Annotated in this window: 11 protein-coding genes; 1 reads left to right on the top strand and 10 read right to left on the bottom strand. The window is 44.5% G+C overall.

The window, feature by feature from the left end:
* Positions 1-73: 73 nt before the first annotated feature.
* From ACT3ID_RS09565 to ACT3ID_RS09535, 7 genes are all read right to left on the bottom strand, one after another.
* A complete protein-coding gene (locus ACT3ID_RS09565) occupies positions 74-778 on the bottom strand; it encodes an ABC transporter ATP-binding protein (protein ID WP_491541796.1) in 705 nt (234 codons plus the stop codon).
* Between the two features lie 45 nt (positions 779-823).
* Positions 824-3,256, bottom strand: a complete 2,433-nt coding sequence (locus ACT3ID_RS09560; protein WP_491541795.1) for an ABC transporter permease — start codon at positions 3,254-3,256, stop codon at positions 824-826.
* Between the two features lie 79 nt (positions 3,257-3,335).
* Positions 3,336-5,759: an ABC transporter permease gene (locus ACT3ID_RS09555; RefSeq protein ID WP_491541794.1), complete on the bottom strand. Its 2,424-nt coding sequence runs from the start codon at positions 5,757-5,759 to the stop codon at positions 3,336-3,338.
* An 83-nt stretch (positions 5,760-5,842) separates the two neighbouring features.
* Entirely contained in the window at positions 5,843-6,358 is a 516-nt protein-coding gene (locus ACT3ID_RS09550; protein WP_491541793.1) for an ABC transporter permease, read from the bottom strand.
* Positions 6,355-8,241 carry an ABC transporter permease gene (locus ACT3ID_RS09545; protein ID WP_491541792.1) on the bottom strand — a complete coding sequence of 629 codons (1,887 nt, stop codon included), beginning with the start codon at positions 8,239-8,241 and terminating at the stop codon, positions 6,355-6,357. The genes ACT3ID_RS09550 and ACT3ID_RS09545 overlap by 4 nt, the downstream gene beginning before the upstream one ends.
* Before the next feature lie 74 nt (positions 8,242-8,315).
* A complete protein-coding gene (locus ACT3ID_RS09540; RefSeq protein WP_491541791.1) occupies positions 8,316-10,778 on the bottom strand; it encodes an ABC transporter permease in 2,463 nt (820 codons plus the stop codon).
* Positions 10,779-11,130: 352 nt separating this feature from the next.
* Positions 11,131-12,312, bottom strand: a complete 1,182-nt coding sequence (locus ACT3ID_RS09535; RefSeq protein ID WP_491541790.1) for an outer membrane protein assembly factor BamD — start codon at positions 12,310-12,312, stop codon at positions 11,131-11,133.
* A 167-nt stretch (positions 12,313-12,479) separates the two neighbouring features.
* On the opposite strand from ACT3ID_RS09535, the gene ACT3ID_RS09530 reads away from it, so the two are divergent.
* The gene (locus ACT3ID_RS09530) at positions 12,480-13,601 is read left to right on the top strand and encodes a carboxypeptidase-like regulatory domain-containing protein (RefSeq protein ID WP_491541789.1); all 1,122 of its coding nucleotides are present in this window, start codon (positions 12,480-12,482) and stop codon (positions 13,599-13,601) included.
* A 249-nt stretch (positions 13,602-13,850) separates the two neighbouring features.
* On the opposite strand, the gene ACT3ID_RS09525 is transcribed toward ACT3ID_RS09530, so the two are convergent.
* The 3 genes from ACT3ID_RS09525 to ACT3ID_RS09515 all read right to left on the bottom strand — a co-directional run bounded on the left by ACT3ID_RS09525 (position 13,851) and on the right by ACT3ID_RS09515 (position 17,930).
* The gene (locus ACT3ID_RS09525) at positions 13,851-14,105 is read right to left on the bottom strand and encodes an ABC transporter permease (protein ID WP_491541788.1); all 255 of its coding nucleotides are present in this window, start codon (positions 14,103-14,105) and stop codon (positions 13,851-13,853) included.
* Positions 14,106-14,240: 135 nt separating this feature from the next.
* Positions 14,241-16,745, bottom strand: a complete 2,505-nt coding sequence (locus ACT3ID_RS09520; protein WP_491541787.1) for an ABC transporter permease — start codon at positions 16,743-16,745, stop codon at positions 14,241-14,243.
* A gap of 495 nt (positions 16,746-17,240) precedes the next feature.
* Complete coding sequence (locus ACT3ID_RS09515; protein ID WP_491541786.1) at positions 17,241-17,930, bottom strand: ABC transporter ATP-binding protein; 690 nt, start codon at positions 17,928-17,930, stop codon at positions 17,241-17,243.
* Positions 17,931-17,969 lie beyond the last annotated feature (39 nt).

Raw genomic sequence — 17,969 nt, 5'->3', positions numbered from 1 at the left:
GGAGCCTCCAAGTCAGGTGTTCCGCAGCGAAACTACTGAAAAGATAAGATTGTCTGTTCTCCCGTATCACGAACTACACATTACGGACAACCTCATCATCTTCATAAGGATCTTCCTCAACAATGGCTCCGTCTTTTAGATTGATAATTCGATTTCCGTACGAGGCCATCTTTTTGGAGTGGGTTACCTGGATAATCGTCACGTTTTCCTCTTTGTTCAGCTTCTTGAACAGTTCCATAATCTGCTCGCTCTGCTCAGAATGAAGATTGCCTGTTGGTTCATCCGCAAGGATTAATTTAGGACTACCGATAAGTGCCCGGGCTACTCCCACCACCTGCTGCTGTCCACCGGAAAGCTGTGGTGGGAACAGATCTTTTTTGGCAACGATATTAAAACGGTCGAGCATATCCGCAACCATCGCCTTTCGCTGCTTGCTCTTTACTTTGCGATACAGGAGCGGCATCTCGATATTTTCATATACCGTCATCTCGTCAATCAGATGGTAAGCCTGGAAGACAAAACCGATATGGCTTTTGTGATAGTTGGATTTCTGCTTTTCGCTAAGGTTGTGCACCGGCTCATTAAGAAAATGGTACTCACCTTCAGAAGGTTCATCCAAAAATCCCAAAATATTCAGCAACGTCGATTTACCGGCACCACTCGGTCCCATCACGGTCACAAACTCTCCTTCTTCTATATCCAGATTTATATTTTTCAGGATAAACGTCCGCTGAAATCGTTTGTCGATATATTTGTCTATATCTCTAAGCTTAATCATATAAATAACCGTTATATGGGCAAATGTGTTTAAATAACACGTTTCTTATTCACTTCTTAAACTTTTAACCGGGTCCATTCTGGCTTCCTTAACGGCATGCCACACCACGGTCGCCAAGGCCACGAAAAGGGCTGCTATTCCCGAAAGAACAAAAACACCTACACCAATGTCGATCCTATAGGCAAAATTCTGCAGCCATTGTTGCATAAAATACCAGGCGGGAGGCGTGGCTAGTATTACAGCAATTATCACCAGTTTGGCAAAATCTTTCGATATTAATCTGACGATGCCTGAAACAGTGGCTCCGAGTACTTTCCGGATACCGATCTCTTTCTGCCGTCGTGCTGCAGTAAGACCCGCCAGCCCAAACAAACCCATACAAGCAATAAGAATAGCAAACAATGAACCGTAGGCAATAATATTACTCCATCGTTCTTCAGCCCGGTACAACTGATCCATCCCATCATCCAAAAAACGGTAATTAAATGGCACCTCACTGGTAATACGCTCCCAGACAGAACGCAGCTTATCAATACTGGAAGAGATATTATCGGGACTGACGCGGACCATTAGATTTCCGATATCATCCACAGCACTTATATACAACATGGCCGGCTGGATCCGATTTTGCAGCGACTGATAGTGAAAATCCTGCACCACCCCAATGGCTTTGGGATCCCGTAGTTCACCCCAATCAATATCTAAGGTCTGACTCAGAGGATCTTCCGTCCAGCCAAACTCCTGAACGAAAGCTTCATTGATGATAATACTTTCGGTGGAATCAGAGGTCAGTCCGGGGTTAAAATTCCGGCCCCGCAGCAGTTCCATATCCATCGTTTCAATAAAATTCGGCTCAACACGGAACACCGCCACCTGTTTCAGTTCTCCCTGATAATCAAACCCCCTGCGGGCGGTACCCTGATCAAAGGCAAAAGACATAGCGGAAACATTCAGGATATCCGGTTCATCAGAAAGTTCATTCTGATAGATGTCCAGCACACGTTCTCCATCCATACCGGACATCGGTATCACCACCACCTGCTCACCACGGAAGCCCAGGTTTTTCTCCCTCATAAATTCAAGTTGGTTGCTCATGATAAGCGTACCGGATACAAGGAAAATCGACAACGCAAACTGTACGATGATCAGTGAACGAGTAAGAACATTGGATCCTTCACCGGAAATTTTTTCTTTTATCGAGTCAATGGGCTTAAATCCCGACAGTACAACAGCGGGATAACTTCCGGCTACCAGTCCTGTGAGCAGAAAAACTCCTCCCAATACTCCAAGCGTAGCGGGATATTGTGTAAGAACGGCCAGATCCAACTCCTTGCCCGAGAGCTCGTTAAAAACCGGCAGGAATAATTCGGCAAGAACAATACCAATCGCGAAAGAAAATAATGTAAGCAGCAGCGCCTCTCCCCAGAACTGGAACATCAGTTGCCTCCGGTCAGCACCCACCACCTTACGCATACCTACCTCTTTGGCGCGCCGGGTCGAACGCCCAATGGCCAGGATCATAAAATTGATGCAGGCGATCAACAGCACGGCCAGGGCGATACCAGCCAGGATATAGGATCGCTGAGGGTCAGACGGGGCAGAAAATCCACCCGGGATATCGGGATTTAGATGTACATCCAACAGTGGTTGTAACTGATATATGATTGGCGAACCTTCAGTCTTAAGCCTCCCGTCCTCCCGCATCTGAGCAAACATCTCACCCATATGATTATTCATGAAGTTCGGAAGCTGAGACCGCACCTGGTTTACATCGCTCTCCTCATGCAGCCTGACGTATGTTATGACACGGGTGGCGTCCCACCGGTTCTCCGCGCGTTCATATGCATCGAACGTGTTTAAAAGCGTCCGGACGGGCAACAGCATCTCAAACTGAATCGTTGAATTAGAAGGTACCGGTTCTGTTACACCTGTAACGGTAAAAGCGCGATATTCGCCGTTGAGACGGATGGATAGGATACGTCCTATAGGATTCGCATTTCCGAAATACCGCTGTGCTGTTTCTGGTGCCAGTACAATAGAACTGGGATTTGCCAGGGCCGTTGAAGAATCTCCAAACCTCAGGGGAAAACTGAATACGGAGAACATCGACGGGTCAGCAAACACCACGTTATCCTGTTCATATATTACTCCTTCATGGCGAACATCTTGTGTGCCAAAAGGGGCAAATCGGACGTATTCATCCACCGCAGGAAAATCAGTTTTCATGGCCTCTCCGGTGGGTAGAGGCATAAAGAGTTCCAGATCAATGGGACTATCCTCTGCCACAGGTTGCCGGTACAGCCGGTAAATGTTATCTGCATCCGTATGAAACCGGTCATATGTTAATTCATCATTAATGAAGAGCAGTACAAGCACACAAAAAGCCAGTCCAACGGCTAGTCCCATCACATTGATGAAGCTATACAGTTTCTGCTTTCGCAGGTTTCTGAGCGCGATTTTTATATAATTTTTCAGCATGAGTTTTTAACTTTCAGCAATCAGCTGTCGGAATTCAGTATCGTTCTGAGGACTGAATGCTGACTTCTGACTGCTATTATTATTCGCTTCTTAAACTTTTAACCGGGTTCACCGTTGCTGCTTTTATTGATTGATATGAAACTGTGAGCCATGCTATAACAAGCGCCGCGCCTCCTGCCCACAAAAATGTCAAAACCGGTATGTTGATTCGGTAGGCAAAGCCACTCAGCCATTGCTCCATCGCGTACCAGGCAATCGGTATCGAAATTGCTACGCTCAATAGTACCAGCATGGTAAACCGCTTTGAAAGAAGTAGTACAATTTGTGAGACTGTGGCACCCAGAGCTTTTCGGATACCAATTTCTTTGATACGCTGTTGAGCGGTGAAGGATGCCAGTCCAAATAATCCCAGCGAGGCAATCACAACGGCAAGCAGGGCAAAATATCCAAAAACTTTACCCAGGCGGCGCTCAGATGCATACTGTTCATTAAAACTTTCTTCAACAAATGAATAGGTGAAAGGATAATCAGAACGCCATAAACCCCACTTTTCTTTGAGGAAAGCCAATACCTCTTCGCGCTGGTTTCCGGCTATTTTAATAGCAACCTGGCTAATCCGGTTATCAGGGATCAAAAACACTATAGGTGCTATACGCTGGTGCAGTGATTCAAAATTGAAATCCTGTACTACACCAATTACTCGACCACGACGGCTGCCATAATGGAATTCTTTATCAATAGCTTGTTCCGGTGAGTCCCAGCCGATCGTCTCCACGGCCGTCTCATTAAGAATAAATGCTTCAGTGGAATCGCTGGCAAAATTATAGTCAAAATCACGCCCCGCCACTAAATTGATGCCAAACGTCTCCATAAAATTGTGGCTCACATGGATATCGGCAATACGGTTGTCAACAGTTTGTAACTGCCCATTCACTTCAGCCATGCCATCCTGGGCATCGAGCAAACGTCCCGAAGGCACACGGCTGGCTTCCGATACATTTACAATACCGGGATGTTCCAATAGTTGCTGTCGATAGCTTCTGAAGTTTGATGTAATTTGATTGCTAACCGGCAGTGTTATGACATTGTCTTTGTCAAAACCGAGATCTTTATTCTGCATAAACTCCAGTTGATTGTACACGATGCCCATGCAGACAATCAAAACAACCGAAATTGTAAATTGGGATACTACGAGAACAGAACGGAATTTTCGATGAATTCCGCCCGCCTTAAATGTTCCCTTTAGTACGCTCGAAGGTTCGAACCCTGACAGGAAGAATGCCGGGTAACTGCCGGCGATCAATCCCACCAGAAGTACAATGCTGATTAACCCAAGGAGGTGATAGTAGTTGGCAAAAAGACTCAAAGAAAGGCTTTTATCAATAAAACTATTGAACCATGGCAGGGTAAGCTCTACCAGAAGGATAGCAATCAAAATGGCCAGAATAGAAAGAAAAATCGATTCGCCAATAAACTGCCTAATAAGTGATTTCCGGTCTGCACCAACCACTTTTCGAAGTCCGACTTCCACCGCTCGCTTTGCCGACCGCGCCGTGCTCAGATTCATAAAATTGATACAGGCGATAAGTAAGATAAAGATGGCAATGGCTGTATATATGTAAACATATTCGATGTTGCCATTGGCCTCGATCTCAGAATCCAGGTGTGAATGGAGGTGGATATCCGTAAGCGGCCACAGATTGAGTTGAGTATTTTCTGAAGCGGGAATACCCTCATCATTTTGTCCCATATGCTTATCGATAAAGTCGGGTAGCTGAGCCTGTAATGTATTATAATCGTAGTTATCAGGAAGCAGCAGGTACGTTGCAAAATTATTGCTGCCGTAATTGTCCATAAACTGTTCTGTGCCGCCATAGAAATCTACCACCGGCTCCATTGAGGCCAAAAAATCGAACTGGAAGTGAGAGTTTGAGGGAACGTCTTCAATAATACCACGAACCTGGAATTGCATGGTTATTCCCTGAATTTCTATTTCAATGGATTTGCCCATAGCATCTTCATTACCAAAATACTTGCTGGCGGTGCTGCGTGTTAATACAATGGCATCGGGATAGGTTAACGCCGTGGATGGATCGCCTTTGAGCATCTCCCAGGAAAACACGTTGAACAGATCAGCATCGGCAAAGAAAAATCGCTCTTCAACAAATGTTTTGTCCTGGTATTTTACCAGCGGATTTATCTGAAAAAAACGAACAGCTTCTCGAACGGCCTCAAAATCTTCTTCCAGCAGCGGTCCGAATGGCGGCGCAACATGTCCCAAATGCAGACTTGTTTCTCCATTTTCATTAAACCATTCCCGGGAAACTCTATAGATCTCATCCGAATTCTCGTGATATTTATCGTAACTGAGTTCATCCTGAATGTATAGCAGAATTAAGATACTCACAGCCATACCCAGCGCCAGCCCAAATATATTGATGAACGAGTAGCTGGGATTTTTTCTAAGATTTCTCCAGGCGATCTTTACGTAGTTTTTAAACATAACTTTTCTCCTTTTAGTCCAAAAAAACGGCAAACGTGAAACGGCAAACAATAGACATCTACCGTCTTACGTCTCACCTTTTGTCATTCACTTCGCAGACTTTCCACTGGGTTTGCCAGTGCTGCGCGGACCGATTGTAAACTGACTGTCGCCAGGGCAATTAACACAGCAACTCCACCTGCAATCAAGAATATTACCGGTCCCATTTCAATGCGATAGGCAAAATCTGCAAGCCAGCGGTTCATTGTTAAATAAACTGCCACCAACCCAATAACTATTGCAACTATAACCAACTTTAAGAAGTCTACTGATAACCTTGTAATCAGGTTAGGGACTGTTGCACCCAATACTTTTCTGATTCCGATTTCTTTTGTCCGTTGTTGTATGGTGAATGAGGTTAATCCGAACAGACCCAGGCATGCTATGGCAATGGCTAGTGCAGCAAAAAGGCCAAAAAGTTTGGCAAATCGCTGGTCATTTTGATACTGTGCATCAAAGGCTTCATCAACAAACTCATAGCTAAACACGTTGCCGGGAAATAACTGGGTATAAATTTCTTCGATGTCTGCAATTGTACTGGATAAATTATTAATATTCACGCGCGTTCCTCATGAGCGGATGTCCAGTTAAAATCTTTGTATACCCCTATGATACGTGAATCGGTATCGCCAATGACCAATGAATGATTTACTGCTTCATTTGGTGAAGAAAAGCCCAAGGATTTTACAGCGGTTTCATTGGCTATTATCGGCCAGGGATTATCTGATCCAGAGGATATTGTTCGGTTACTAAACCCATTGCCAGCCAGCAGTTCCAGATCGTACAGAGAAGCAAAGCTAGTGTCAATATAGGTTACTACTCCCCGGATAGAGTTATTCGGATCTTCTTCCGCCCTCCGGGTATTAGCCCCATGCCAATTGAATCCCTGACCGGGCAGAGACGCCGAAGTAGCCACTTGCTGTACTGCAGGCAGCCGCTGTAGTTCTTCTGTGAAGGTTGACATGGCTGTTGCTCTATCTGTTCCCTCTGGAAGTACCCGCGGCCCATCTACGGTAAGAACCTGCTCCAGATCGAGCCCGAGATCCATATTCCGCATAAAGTTGAGTTGATTATACACAACAATTGTGCCTCCGATCAAAATAACGGCGGCCGCAAATTGAAATATTACAAGCCCTTTTCGCAGCCAGTTGCCAGAAGCAATAGTACCACCCTTTCCTTTAAGTACTGATACCGGCTTAAAGGAGGAAAGGACCAGGGCCGGATACAGTCCAGCCAGTAATGTACTAACGACGAAGGTGGCAACTATAGCCAACCAAAACCACTGGTTCATCCAAACAATATTTGTCAGCTGTATACCTGCCACATCACTTACAAATGGACGAATAACTTCAGATAGTGCAATCGCTAATATAATAGCAAGAAAGTTTATAAGGGCCGATTCGATGAAAAACTGTTCTACGAGTTGATTACGGTTTGCACCAACTACTTTCCGTACCCCCACTTCTCGTGATCTGTCAACAGCACGAGCCGTTGCAAGATTAACATAGTTTACCAGCGCAATAAGAAGCGTTACCAAAGCAATAATTATAAAAAAATATACAGTCCTGTAACTTGATGTTATACCTGCGGGTGCAACTACGTCGGAATTCAGATGAACATCCGGCAATGGTTGTGCTTCTACAGATAAACGTAATTCTCTCTGGCGTATCATTTCTTCAATGTTACTTGACATCACTTCTGTCATCTTCTGATTTACTTCAGCACGATCGGCATCAGGATGTAATTGGAGATAGGTCATGAAATTGTTATAACTCCATCCCCCCTGAGGTTCATCGATATATTGTTCAGTACGGAGGAGATCTTCAACTGGAAGAAGGATCTCGAATTGAAGATGAGAATTAGCGGGGACATCACGGAATATTCCTGCAATGCGGTAGCTTTTATCAGTCAAACCTGTTATATCAATATTTTTTCCAATGGGGTTTTCATCACCAAAATATTTTTGAGCCATCGACTCAGAAAGCAATACTGTTCCGGGTTCCAGTGCCCCCTCTACACTTCCTGTAGTAAGTGGAAATGAAAACATTGCAAGAAAAGCCGGATCAACATAGAATATCTCTTCTTCCTCAAAAACCTGTTCCGGTTGTTCCGGATTTGAGACCAGCGCAGGTTGATACTCTGGATGTACCCTGGTAATACGACTTATTTCAGGGATCGTTTCCACAAATTCGGGTGCCATACTTTGTGGTGTGAACGCACCATCTGCTGATAGTTTTTCACCTGTTTGAGCCATACCGGTTGTAACGCGATATAGGTTTTTTCCATTTTTATGAAAACGATCGAAGCTGTATTCGAAAGCCACATACTGAAAGATAATGAGGCAACAGGTTAGGCCTATAGTCAATCCAAAGATGTTGATAAAGGAATAACCCGGCTTTTTCCAAAGATTTCGTAAGGCAACTTTGAGATAGTTTTTAAACATATGTTTTTCTTTTCTGTTATCAGCATTCAGCTACCAGATTGATTACTGGCGGCTGACTGGCTGACAGTTAATAATCATTCACTTCGTAAACTGTCTACAGGATTAATCATAGTCGCTTTGATGGATTGATAGCTGACAGTAATCCAGGCAATAGCCAAAGCAATAATACCAGCCAGCAGAAAAACGCTAATTCCGATATCTATCCTGTACGCAAAATCTTGCAACCATTGTTGCATTCCGTACCAGGAAATTGGCACAGCAATTACAAAGGCAATAGCCACAAGTTTTGTAAACTCTTTATTTACCAGCACTACAATACTGGATGAAGAAGCTCCAAACACTTTTCGGACACCAATTTCCTTGGTACGTCGAACGATCATCAGCGAAGCCAACCCAAATAATCCCAGACAAGCGATTACAATTGCCAATCCGGAGCCGAACATCACAATTTTTCTTAATCGCTCCTCCTGCCGATACTGGTTATCCACCGCCTGATCTACAAAGGTATAATTAAATGGAGACCCAGCGGCAACGGCTGCCCATTGGTTTTCCAGCAATTCCATCGTAGCAGGAGTATTGTCCGAGCTGATACGAAGTGATATTCTGGGCGTGGGAGACCCGGAGAAGCTGAGGTTGTCAAGACCACTGAACGGAATTACCGGATTGATGGCCAGCATCAATGGTTCTACCTGTGTATGCAGGCTTTCGAAATGGAAATTTTCCACAACTCCGATAACTTCGTGGTCATCAAAATTAGGTCCGGGCAGTTGCTTTCCGATTGGATCTTCCCACCCATAATCGTCAACCAGCGCCTGGTTTACGATTATCGCGCGACGAGCATCAGAACTATTTTCGACTGAAAAATTACGGCCCTCTGTTATTGCTATTTGATATGTATCAAGAAACTGGTGATCCACAATATTAAAATGAAACTCCCGCTTACGTCCGCTGGATTCTCTGAAATCAGCACTTACCCATCCACCCTGCTGGATTGGAGTATAGACCGACATGCTAACTTCAGCAACATCGCCGCTACTTCGAACTTCAGAACGGATCCGTTCCTTAATTTGATTGCCTTCCTCAATAACATCCAAAAACGGATTGTCAGGTCCCGACTGCAGGTCAGTTTCCAGTACCACTATCTGTTCTTTTTGGTATCCCAGATCTTTCGACCGCATATAGTTTAGCTGGTCGTTAACAATCAATGTACCGGCTATAAGAGCGATTGACAGGGTGAATTGAAATACCACCATCGAATGCCGAAAAAGATTCTTATCAGCAGATAATTTCAAGCGGCCTTTGAGTACTTCTACCGGCTTAAATCCCGATAGTATAAGTGCAGGGTAAATACCCGAAATCAAGCTGATGAACAAAGCAGCGCCTGCTAAGAAAAGCAGAGCATCAGTTGAAAACAGAAGTTCCAGGCTTTCACCGGAAAGCGCATTAAAAAAAGGCAGCAGCATTTCGGCCAGAAGAATACCCAGACCAATTGCTATTACCGTCATCAACAGCGCTTCGCCCCAGAATTGATACATCAGGTGCTGTCGCAGAGCCCCTACCGTCTTGCGAATTCCAACCTCTTTAGCTCGTGAAGTAGACCGGCTAATAGAAAGCGTCATGAAATTTACACAGGCGATTAACAGTATCAGCAGCGCAATAACTCCAAGGATGTAGGAGTAGGTCGGATCACTTACAGTGGCGATACCAACCGGTATATCTGTGTTTAAGTGAATGTCAGTTATGGGCTGCAATCCCACTGTATAATTACTTTCTGAGTACTGGTCACCCAAAACACCCTGCATCATTGTTTTTAGCTTGGAATCGACATCGGCCACACTCACTCCCTCTTGCAACAACACGTATGTTTCAGGTGATACGCTGAACCAGCTGGTGTGTGCCCCTTCACTAAAAACTTTAGGACTCTTGGAAAAAGGGATGAGAAACTGAAATTGAAGGCTGGAATTTGCAGGCGGATCCTCAATAACTCCGGTTACTGTAAATTGTTCATATGAATTACCAATCCGGATAGATAAGTTCCGTTGCATGGCGTTCTCATCACCGAAATACCGCTCGGCCGTCTCTCGGGTAAGCACGATTGAACCGGGATTCGAAAATACTGTTTCGGCATTTCCAGTAAGCAGTGGAAAATCAAACATCTCAAAAAAGGAGTGATCCACCATCGAAATTGTCTCGGACTGGGCCTGCCGCTCATCCGTTATTTGGACTAAATTGCTAAAATTATAGAACCGGCTAACCGACTCCACTTCCGGAATATTCTCCTGCAATGTCGGTTTCAAAATAAGGGGTGTGACTGAATTAAAGTAGATCTCGTTTTCTCCATAATCTTCATGCACCCAGGCCCGGTACAAGCGATCCGAATTACTGTGAAATTCATCGTAACTCCACTCACTTTGAATAAACAAACCGATCAGGATACAGCATGAAATCCCCACTGCCAATCCAAAAATATTTATCACCGAATAGACTTTATGTTTAGTGAGATTTCGAAAAGCTATTTTGAGATAATTCTTAAGCATTAATCTGGATCATTGGTTATTTGTTATTGGTTAATTGGAGCTCTAAGTAACCAATAACCGTTAACGAATAACTAATCCAACAATCATACCAATCTGAGGAATGGCTTTGCAGAACAATGAAAGGCATTTAGTATAGTCCATTGTTCGCTTCCATACAGTAGATGTACGAAATCGGACACTGCTCAGGAGACGTGAAACGTGAGACGACAAACTAGAGACCCTACACATAGCGAGCATCCGCTCGTGCTAAACATCTCATCTGAAATGAGTGGGGGGGGCTATGAATAGCATGTTGGTGACTTATAAACAACGAGAAGTCTGCCGTTTCACGTCTATCGGCTGCCACCAAAGATCAATATCCCGAACCACTATTGGCAAGCAGATCCCGGTTTTGATAGATAATAGCCTTTGCTCGATCTTTCAACAGATCAGCGGCATCCATCAGCATCAGTTCATCCGACGGAAATTGAACCGGTCGACCACCCACTTTCTCACGAGATTCATTAGAAAGGGCTCGTTTATCCCCCGAAACAACTGCTGAAAAATGTTCAAAAACGGCAGTCACCGAAAGCTTGTCGGTATGTATCAGCTGGTCATTTTGTAAATTTACATACGCTATTGAGCCAGCGACCTCAGCCTCTTTGTATTGCACTGTTTCCTTCACATCCGCAGAAATGGTAATCATATTCGGTACCTGTATATCATTTCCGAGAGAATCCTTTTTGACATTACCATTATTGTCGTATACGTATCGCATTCCATCCTCGATATCTTTGGTATCGGTGTGGGTATATTCCTTGACCGTCTCTGGCGATACATCAATACTCTGTATATTAACCACCACAAAATAATCGTAGTATTTTGAAGTATCCGCCTGGCTTTCATATTGTACCCATTGAGAATTCAGGTCTCCAAGGCTGATTTTTTTAAGCTCGGCTACAAAATCTTTGGGCAGAACGGTATCAGAATTGTTTTCAACCTGTAGTAGCACAAAATTGGTGCCGGCATATCGTGATTCTTCCAGGAGTCGATTGACGTCTTTATAGTCCGAATAAATATCCTTGACGTTGGTGAACTCCTGATAAGCCAGCCGGGCACTTTGTCGATCTCCGCGTTCCAGGTAATCCAATCCTTGCTGATAAAGTGACTCAGCTGCCGATTCTTTGGCATTTATTATTTCATCATCATAATTGACCAAAGTAAACTGATCCCGTATTGATCTCGGAAGAGACCGGATCACATTTTGCCGATCTCTTAACTGTGAATAAAGGAAATAGATCTCCAGCCAATTCCCTTCGTGATCCTCTTTTTCCAGAAATTGTATCCGCTGGGTATCGAACGCATTAGCCTGTTCAAACGCCTCTCTAAGCACATATAATTCATCAGAATCGTCTGATTTTTTCCGCAGCTTTTTAGCAGCCTTTTCTATAGCATCATCATACCTTCCTTTCTCTAACAACTTTTTTGAGGAAGTACAAGACGTTACCAACACAACAGCAGCCAATAAGAGCCAAGAATAACTGGTTTTATGCATGTTTGAGTAATTTATTTCCTGGATCACTAAAAGATGATGAAATTCTTTTTAATTGCAATTTATTAATTGGCATAGCAATTATGTTTTGATCTAAACTGAAGCGGGCCTTAAATTACTTATAAAGCTCATATTTCGGATCTGCCAGTCCGGGAGGGAGAATAGTTGTTATGCGTAATATTACAAACGCTTTGGCAATTGGGATCCTGCTCATTTTTGGGATTGCGGAAATACTGCAGGCCCAGTCCGAGGTATCTGGAACAGTTGTTGATGCTGAGACCGGCCAACCACTAAGGGGAGTCCACGTTTTTTTATCCGGTACTAAGATCGGTACCGCGACTGATTCACAGGGATATTATCAGCTACGTCGAATACCAGCCGGCGGACACCGACTTGTAGTTTCCATGATAGGGTATGATCGAATACTTACCGAAATAGTTATAGGCCCCGATGAAGATCAGAAGACGAATTTCGAGTTGGAACCTGTCATTTATGAAATGCCCGAAATCTATGTAGGCAATCTTGATGAAGAATGGGAAGAGAATTTGGAACGCTTTACCAATCTGTTTATCGGAGAAACAGGAATGGCAGACTCTGTAGAGATTCTCAATCCTGAAGTTTTACGCTTCGATACAAACTGGTGGGGACGTCTTACTGCCGAAGCCTTGGCCCCGCTGGAGATTGAAAACCGAGCTCTCGGTTATCACATTACATATTATCTGGATGAATTTAAGCACACAGGCACACGTACGCGATGGGATGGCGAACCGCTCTTTGCGGAGTTAACACCAGATGATTCTGCCCAGTCCAACTACTGGAAACAGAATCGAAGGGAAGCATTCTATGGTTCGATCCGTCATTTTCTACTTGCACTACTTCACGATCAGGTAAAGGAAGAAGGATTCCTCCTACATAATATTAAGCGAGGTGTGCATGGCTATTCGCTACGGAACCGAAAACGTATTTCGGCCAGCCGAATAATAAGTGAAGGTGATGAAGACTACCTCCACCATCTCAATTTTTTCGGGCGCCTGGAGATCATTTATACTGAAGAGGAAGAAGGCAGGCGCTATATTCGTTGGCTGAACAATCACCAAAGAGATAGAAGAAATACAGGAGGTCCACAAACTTCTTATCTGGAACTCAACGAACACCCTGTTACTGTCGATGACGATGGCGAAATCCTTGAGCCGTATGGAGCTACCCAGTTCGGCTATTTTGCTTTTCTGCGATTGGCCAGCGCCACACCGCGTCAATACCGGCCGGATGATTATTCTATTTTGGAAGAATAACTGACGAAGATCCGCCAGGCGATTTTAAGGTAGTAGTTGATATAGCTAACTGTCAGCTCTTTTTTCACTCACTCCGTAAACTTTTTACAGGATTTCGCAGTGCCGCTCTGACTGTATTATAACTGATAGTCGACATTGCTATAAGCAGCAGTACAGCGGCGGCCAGAATGAAAGGTGCTGCGCCGATTTCAATACGATAAGCAAATTCCTCCAGCCAATTTCGTGCAAAAAACCAAGAAGTGGGTAACGCTATGAAACACCAAGAAGAATAAGCTTCATAAAATATTTGGAAAACAGCGCTACTATTCCACCCACAGTTGCTCCCAACATTTTGCGGATACCGATCTCTTTTATTCGCTGCTCTGCCTCATCGGCACTAAGTCCGAAGAGAATCGCAAGTAAAGCAAACCAGGTGATAGTCTCAGCCAAACGAGTATCGGTACGATGCATCTGCTCAAAACTCTCATCCAGAAAGAAATATTCAAAGGGATAGTCCTTGAACATATCGTTCCACACGCTTTCTATATATTGAATACCTCCGGAGATATTTTCAGGTTCATCGTTTAGCTATCAGCGGTCATTTCATCAGCAACTTTATTCATTATTGAAAGTTGATGGCAGACGACTGAGAGTTGTTAGTTATTCACTTCTCAAACTATCCACGGGGTTAGCCAGCGCCGCCCGTATCGATTGCCAGCTGACGGTGACTAAAGCAATCACTAACGCAGCAGCACCGGACAGGATAAAAACGCCGAGACCAATTTCGATGCGGTAAGCAAAGTTTTGGAGCCACTGGTGCGAGATGATCCAGGCTATAGGAGCTGCTACCACGAATCCTGTGATTACAAGTTTTATAAAGTCAATCGAAAGCAAAATAACGATCTGTGAAATTGTAGCGCCATGTACTTTTCGCACTCCGATCTCTTTTGTGCGGGTTTCAGCTGTATAGGCGGCAAGTCCGAACAATCCGAGACAAGCAATAAATACAGCCAGAACTGTGAATGCAGTAATTAATCTTCCCAGACGTATCTCCTTCCGGTAAAGATTGTCCAGGCTTTCGTCAAGAAACACTGCATTAAATGGTCGTTCCGGAACGACTTTATTCCAAACCTGTTCCAAAACTTGCATCGTCTGTTGTGTATTTCCGGGTGCGACTTTTACCAAGACAGATGCAAGTGTCAAATATCCTCCTTCAGGTGATTTGGCCGGCATATACGCTATCGGCTGGATAGGTTCATGAAGAGAAGTGGTGTGATAATTTTCTACAATGCCAACTACACGCCCTCGATAGTCTTGATATATGTTATTGCCTTCTTTAATGAAAAGTCGCATCTGTTTTCCCAGCGCTTCCTGCAGGGTCCATCCTAATCTGCGAGCGGCCGTTTCATTGATCACGATGGCCCGCCCTTCCAAATGGATATTATCGTCTGAACGTGCTCGAACTCTCCCTATATCGGCAGGATCATCGGCACGCAGCGATCTGCCAGCTATAATATCTACTTCAAGCAGGTTGAAAAAATCTTTCCCCACAAATTGTGCAGGAAATTGCCGGTTCGGCTCATCAGGCAGCCCTTCGGCCTCCCAGACATAGATACTGCCAGAGCCTTGGCCCGGTCTTTGACTCGCCGCTGAAACCTGCTGTATCTCCGCCTGTTGCAACAACTCTGACCGAAGTGTTTCATACCGGGAAGCCGTTTCCTCCTCAGACAAACCGGAACCGGGCAGTATCACCATCTGATCTTTTTCAAACCCCATACGCGCCTGATTGGTATATTGCAACTGCTGGTACACTACAACTGTACCCGCCAACAGTACCATAGAAACAGTAAACTGGAAAATAACCAGTCCTTTTCTTAGCCCGGCTCCCTTCGCAGACTGCCCCATTGCACTTTTAATCGCTGATGCAGGACTTGAACCAGACAGGTAGAATGCCGGGTAAGATCCGGCCGCCAGTCCTGTAAGAATAACCATGGGCAAGACAATTAACCAGAAAATCCCATCACCGTATGGCATGCCTATTTGTTTCGAGGCAACAGCATTAAAGAATGGGAGCAATAACTCTGCCATTAGAAAGGCCAATACCAGTGCTGCAAAACTGAAGAGTATTGATTCAGCTAAAAATTGTACTATGAGCTGTTTTCGTGTTGCACCTGTGGTTTTACGGACGCCTACTTCTTTGATTCGTTTACCGGCGCGTGCCGTTGCCAGATTCACAAAATTCACACAAGCCAATATCAGTATAAAAACGGCAATGGCAGAAAACAGATATATGTAAGTCATGGATCCTCCAGCCTGCTGTTGCCCGCTGTAATTTGGTCCGAGCCAGATATCGGTAAGCGGCTGCAGTCGTGGAGTCAGTCGTGAAGCGTCATCTGCATCCCGATGTCGTTCTGTAAAGGCAGGCAACTGTTCATTTAAGTCAGTTGCCGAAATGGCTGAATTAAGCTTTACATAGGTATGGGTCGGCGGCCACCAGAAACTGTTTATTTCGTTTGGTATGCCCCTGTTTGCGTAAAAAGTATGGTAGGATGCTACAAAATCGAAGTCTAAATGAGAATGTTCGGGTGTGTCGGCAGCTACTCCCGTCACTTCCAGGGGAAACTGATTACTCAGCATAAGAGTTTCTCCAACAGGATCATTGTCTCCGAAATATTTACGGGCTGTAGATTCTGTGATTACAACTGTTCCCGGTCTTTTTAATACTTCTTCAGGCGTACCCTGGACCAGCGAAAAGGAAAAGAAGCTGAAGAATCCCGGATCGGCATACAGGAACTTCTCCTCGTTAAATCGTTTTATATCACCAGTCTCGTCATCTTCATAGCTGATGAGTGCTTTGCTACCGTATCCACTACCCCCATCAATCAGCCTTAAAACGGTTTCAATTTGGGAAAAATCTTCTTTCAGCTGTAAGCCCATTTGTGGACCGGACCAAGCTAAGCCATCTCCTTCGACTTCTTCCTGTACAATCCGATATATGCGATCAGCATCGGCATGAAACTTATCATATGAGAGCTCACTCTGTACAAACAGGCCGATAATGAGACACACTGCCAGTCCTACGGCTAATCCTGCCACATTAATAAATGCATACACCGGATTTCGTCCTGCATTGCGAAGGCTTGTCTTTATGTAGTGTTTTATCATAGCTATCAATCTCCAGCTTTTAGTAATCACCGGTGTCAGCTTCTTCCCAAGGCTGACGCCTAATAGTTGAAACTCACTAATTGTGTTCGAGATAATTTCTCAGCAATAATATATCCCGATATAGTTTACTGGTTTTTTGTAGTAACTTGTCAATGCAACAAACCAATAAACGCTAACTACAACTAAGTACTCAACAATCATACCAACGGTAAAAAGGCGCTTTGTTTGTTCGTTCAGGGAATTGCAAAGAGGAAGCTGTCCGATGTGATACAATCGGTGTACGGGAATGTACAGTCGAGAGACTTTTTGAAGCTCGTTAGTTAATCAAGCTGGAATTGATAGCCACGACAGATTTCTCGAGGTGCCAATAAACTCAACTTACATTAAGTTGATTCGCCACACTATCTTGATTTAGATTCCAATATAGCTTTTAGTCAGCAGCAGACAGTTTCATCAGGGGCTTTCAGAAGCTGAAAGCTGATAACCGACAGCTTACTATACATGAAAACCTTCCTGCATATTCTCAGTCACGATATGTCCGTCGAACAGGTGAATAACGCGACGGGCATAGTCGGCATCGTGCGGGGAGTGGGTTACCATCACGATCGTAGTCCCCTTTTCGTTGAGCTCAGCCAGCAGCTTCATCACCTCATCACCGTGGTCCGAATCAAGATTACCGGTAGGCTCATCGGCCAGAATCAGTTTGGCATCAGCAACCGTTGCCCGTGCAATGGCCACACGTTGCTGCTGCCCACCGGAAAGCTGCTGCGGAAAATGGTTGCGGCGGTGCATCATGCTCATCCGTTCAAGGGCGGCTTCGGATTTTTCTTTACGTTCATCAGCCGGTATCCCCAAATAAAGTAGCGGCAGCTCTACATTTTCAAATACCGTCAGCTCATCGATCAGGTTAAAGCTCTGAAATACAAAGCCGATATTCCCTTTTCGGAGCTGGGCCCGTTCTCGCTCGGATTTGTTGGCAACTTCATAGTCTAAAAAGTGGTATTCTCCCTCCGTGGGATTATCGAGCAGTCCCAATATATTTAGCAGTGTCGATTTTCCACAGCCTGAAGGACCCATAATAGCGCAGAATTCTCCCTCATTAATTTCCAAATTAACGTTGTTGAGGGCCGTAGTTTCGACCTCTTCGGTAGTGTAGATTTTCTTAAGGTTTTTTGTTTTGATCATAATGTTGTGGTATTGGTTGATAGTCTTATTTTTTACCAC

This window comes from Fodinibius sp. GM108, assembly GCF_058386985.1.
The sequence above is the reverse complement of the archived record's forward strand: the minus strand, read 5'-3'. Positions and strand labels throughout refer to the sequence as shown.

Excerpts from the sequence above, each read along its gene's own strand:
- ACT3ID_RS09565 (WP_491541796.1), bottom strand. The coding sequence starts at position 778 with ATGATTAAGCTTAGAGATATAGACAAATATATCGACAAACGATTTCAG.
- ACT3ID_RS09560 (WP_491541795.1), bottom strand. The coding sequence starts at position 3,256 with ATGCTGAAAAATTATATAAAAATCGCGCTCAGAAACCTGCGAAAGCAG.
- ACT3ID_RS09555 (WP_491541794.1), bottom strand. The coding sequence starts at position 5,759 with ATGTTTAAAAACTACGTAAAGATCGCCTGGAGAAATCTTAGAAAAAAT.
- ACT3ID_RS09545 (WP_491541792.1), bottom strand. The coding sequence starts at position 8,241 with ATGTTTAAAAACTATCTCAAAGTTGCCTTACGAAATCTTTGGAAAAAG.
- ACT3ID_RS09535 (WP_491541790.1), bottom strand. The coding sequence starts at position 12,312 with ATGCATAAAACCAGTTATTCTTGGCTCTTATTGGCTGCTGTTGTGTTG.
- ACT3ID_RS09515 (WP_491541786.1), bottom strand. The coding sequence starts at position 17,930 with ATGATCAAAACAAAAAACCTTAAGAAAATCTACACTACCGAAGAGGTC.
- ACT3ID_RS09540 (WP_491541791.1), bottom strand. The coding sequence starts at position 10,778 with ATGCTTAAGAATTATCTCAAAATAGCTTTTCGAAATCTCACTAAACAT.
- ACT3ID_RS09525 (WP_491541788.1), bottom strand. The coding sequence starts at position 14,105 with ATGTTCAAGGACTATCCCTTTGAATATTTCTTTCTGGATGAGAGTTTT.
- ACT3ID_RS09520 (WP_491541787.1), bottom strand. The coding sequence starts at position 16,745 with ATGATAAAACACTACATAAAGACAAGCCTTCGCAATGCAGGACGAAAT.
- ACT3ID_RS09530 (WP_491541789.1), top strand. The coding sequence starts at position 12,480 with ATGCGTAATATTACAAACGCTTTGGCAATTGGGATCCTGCTCATTTTT.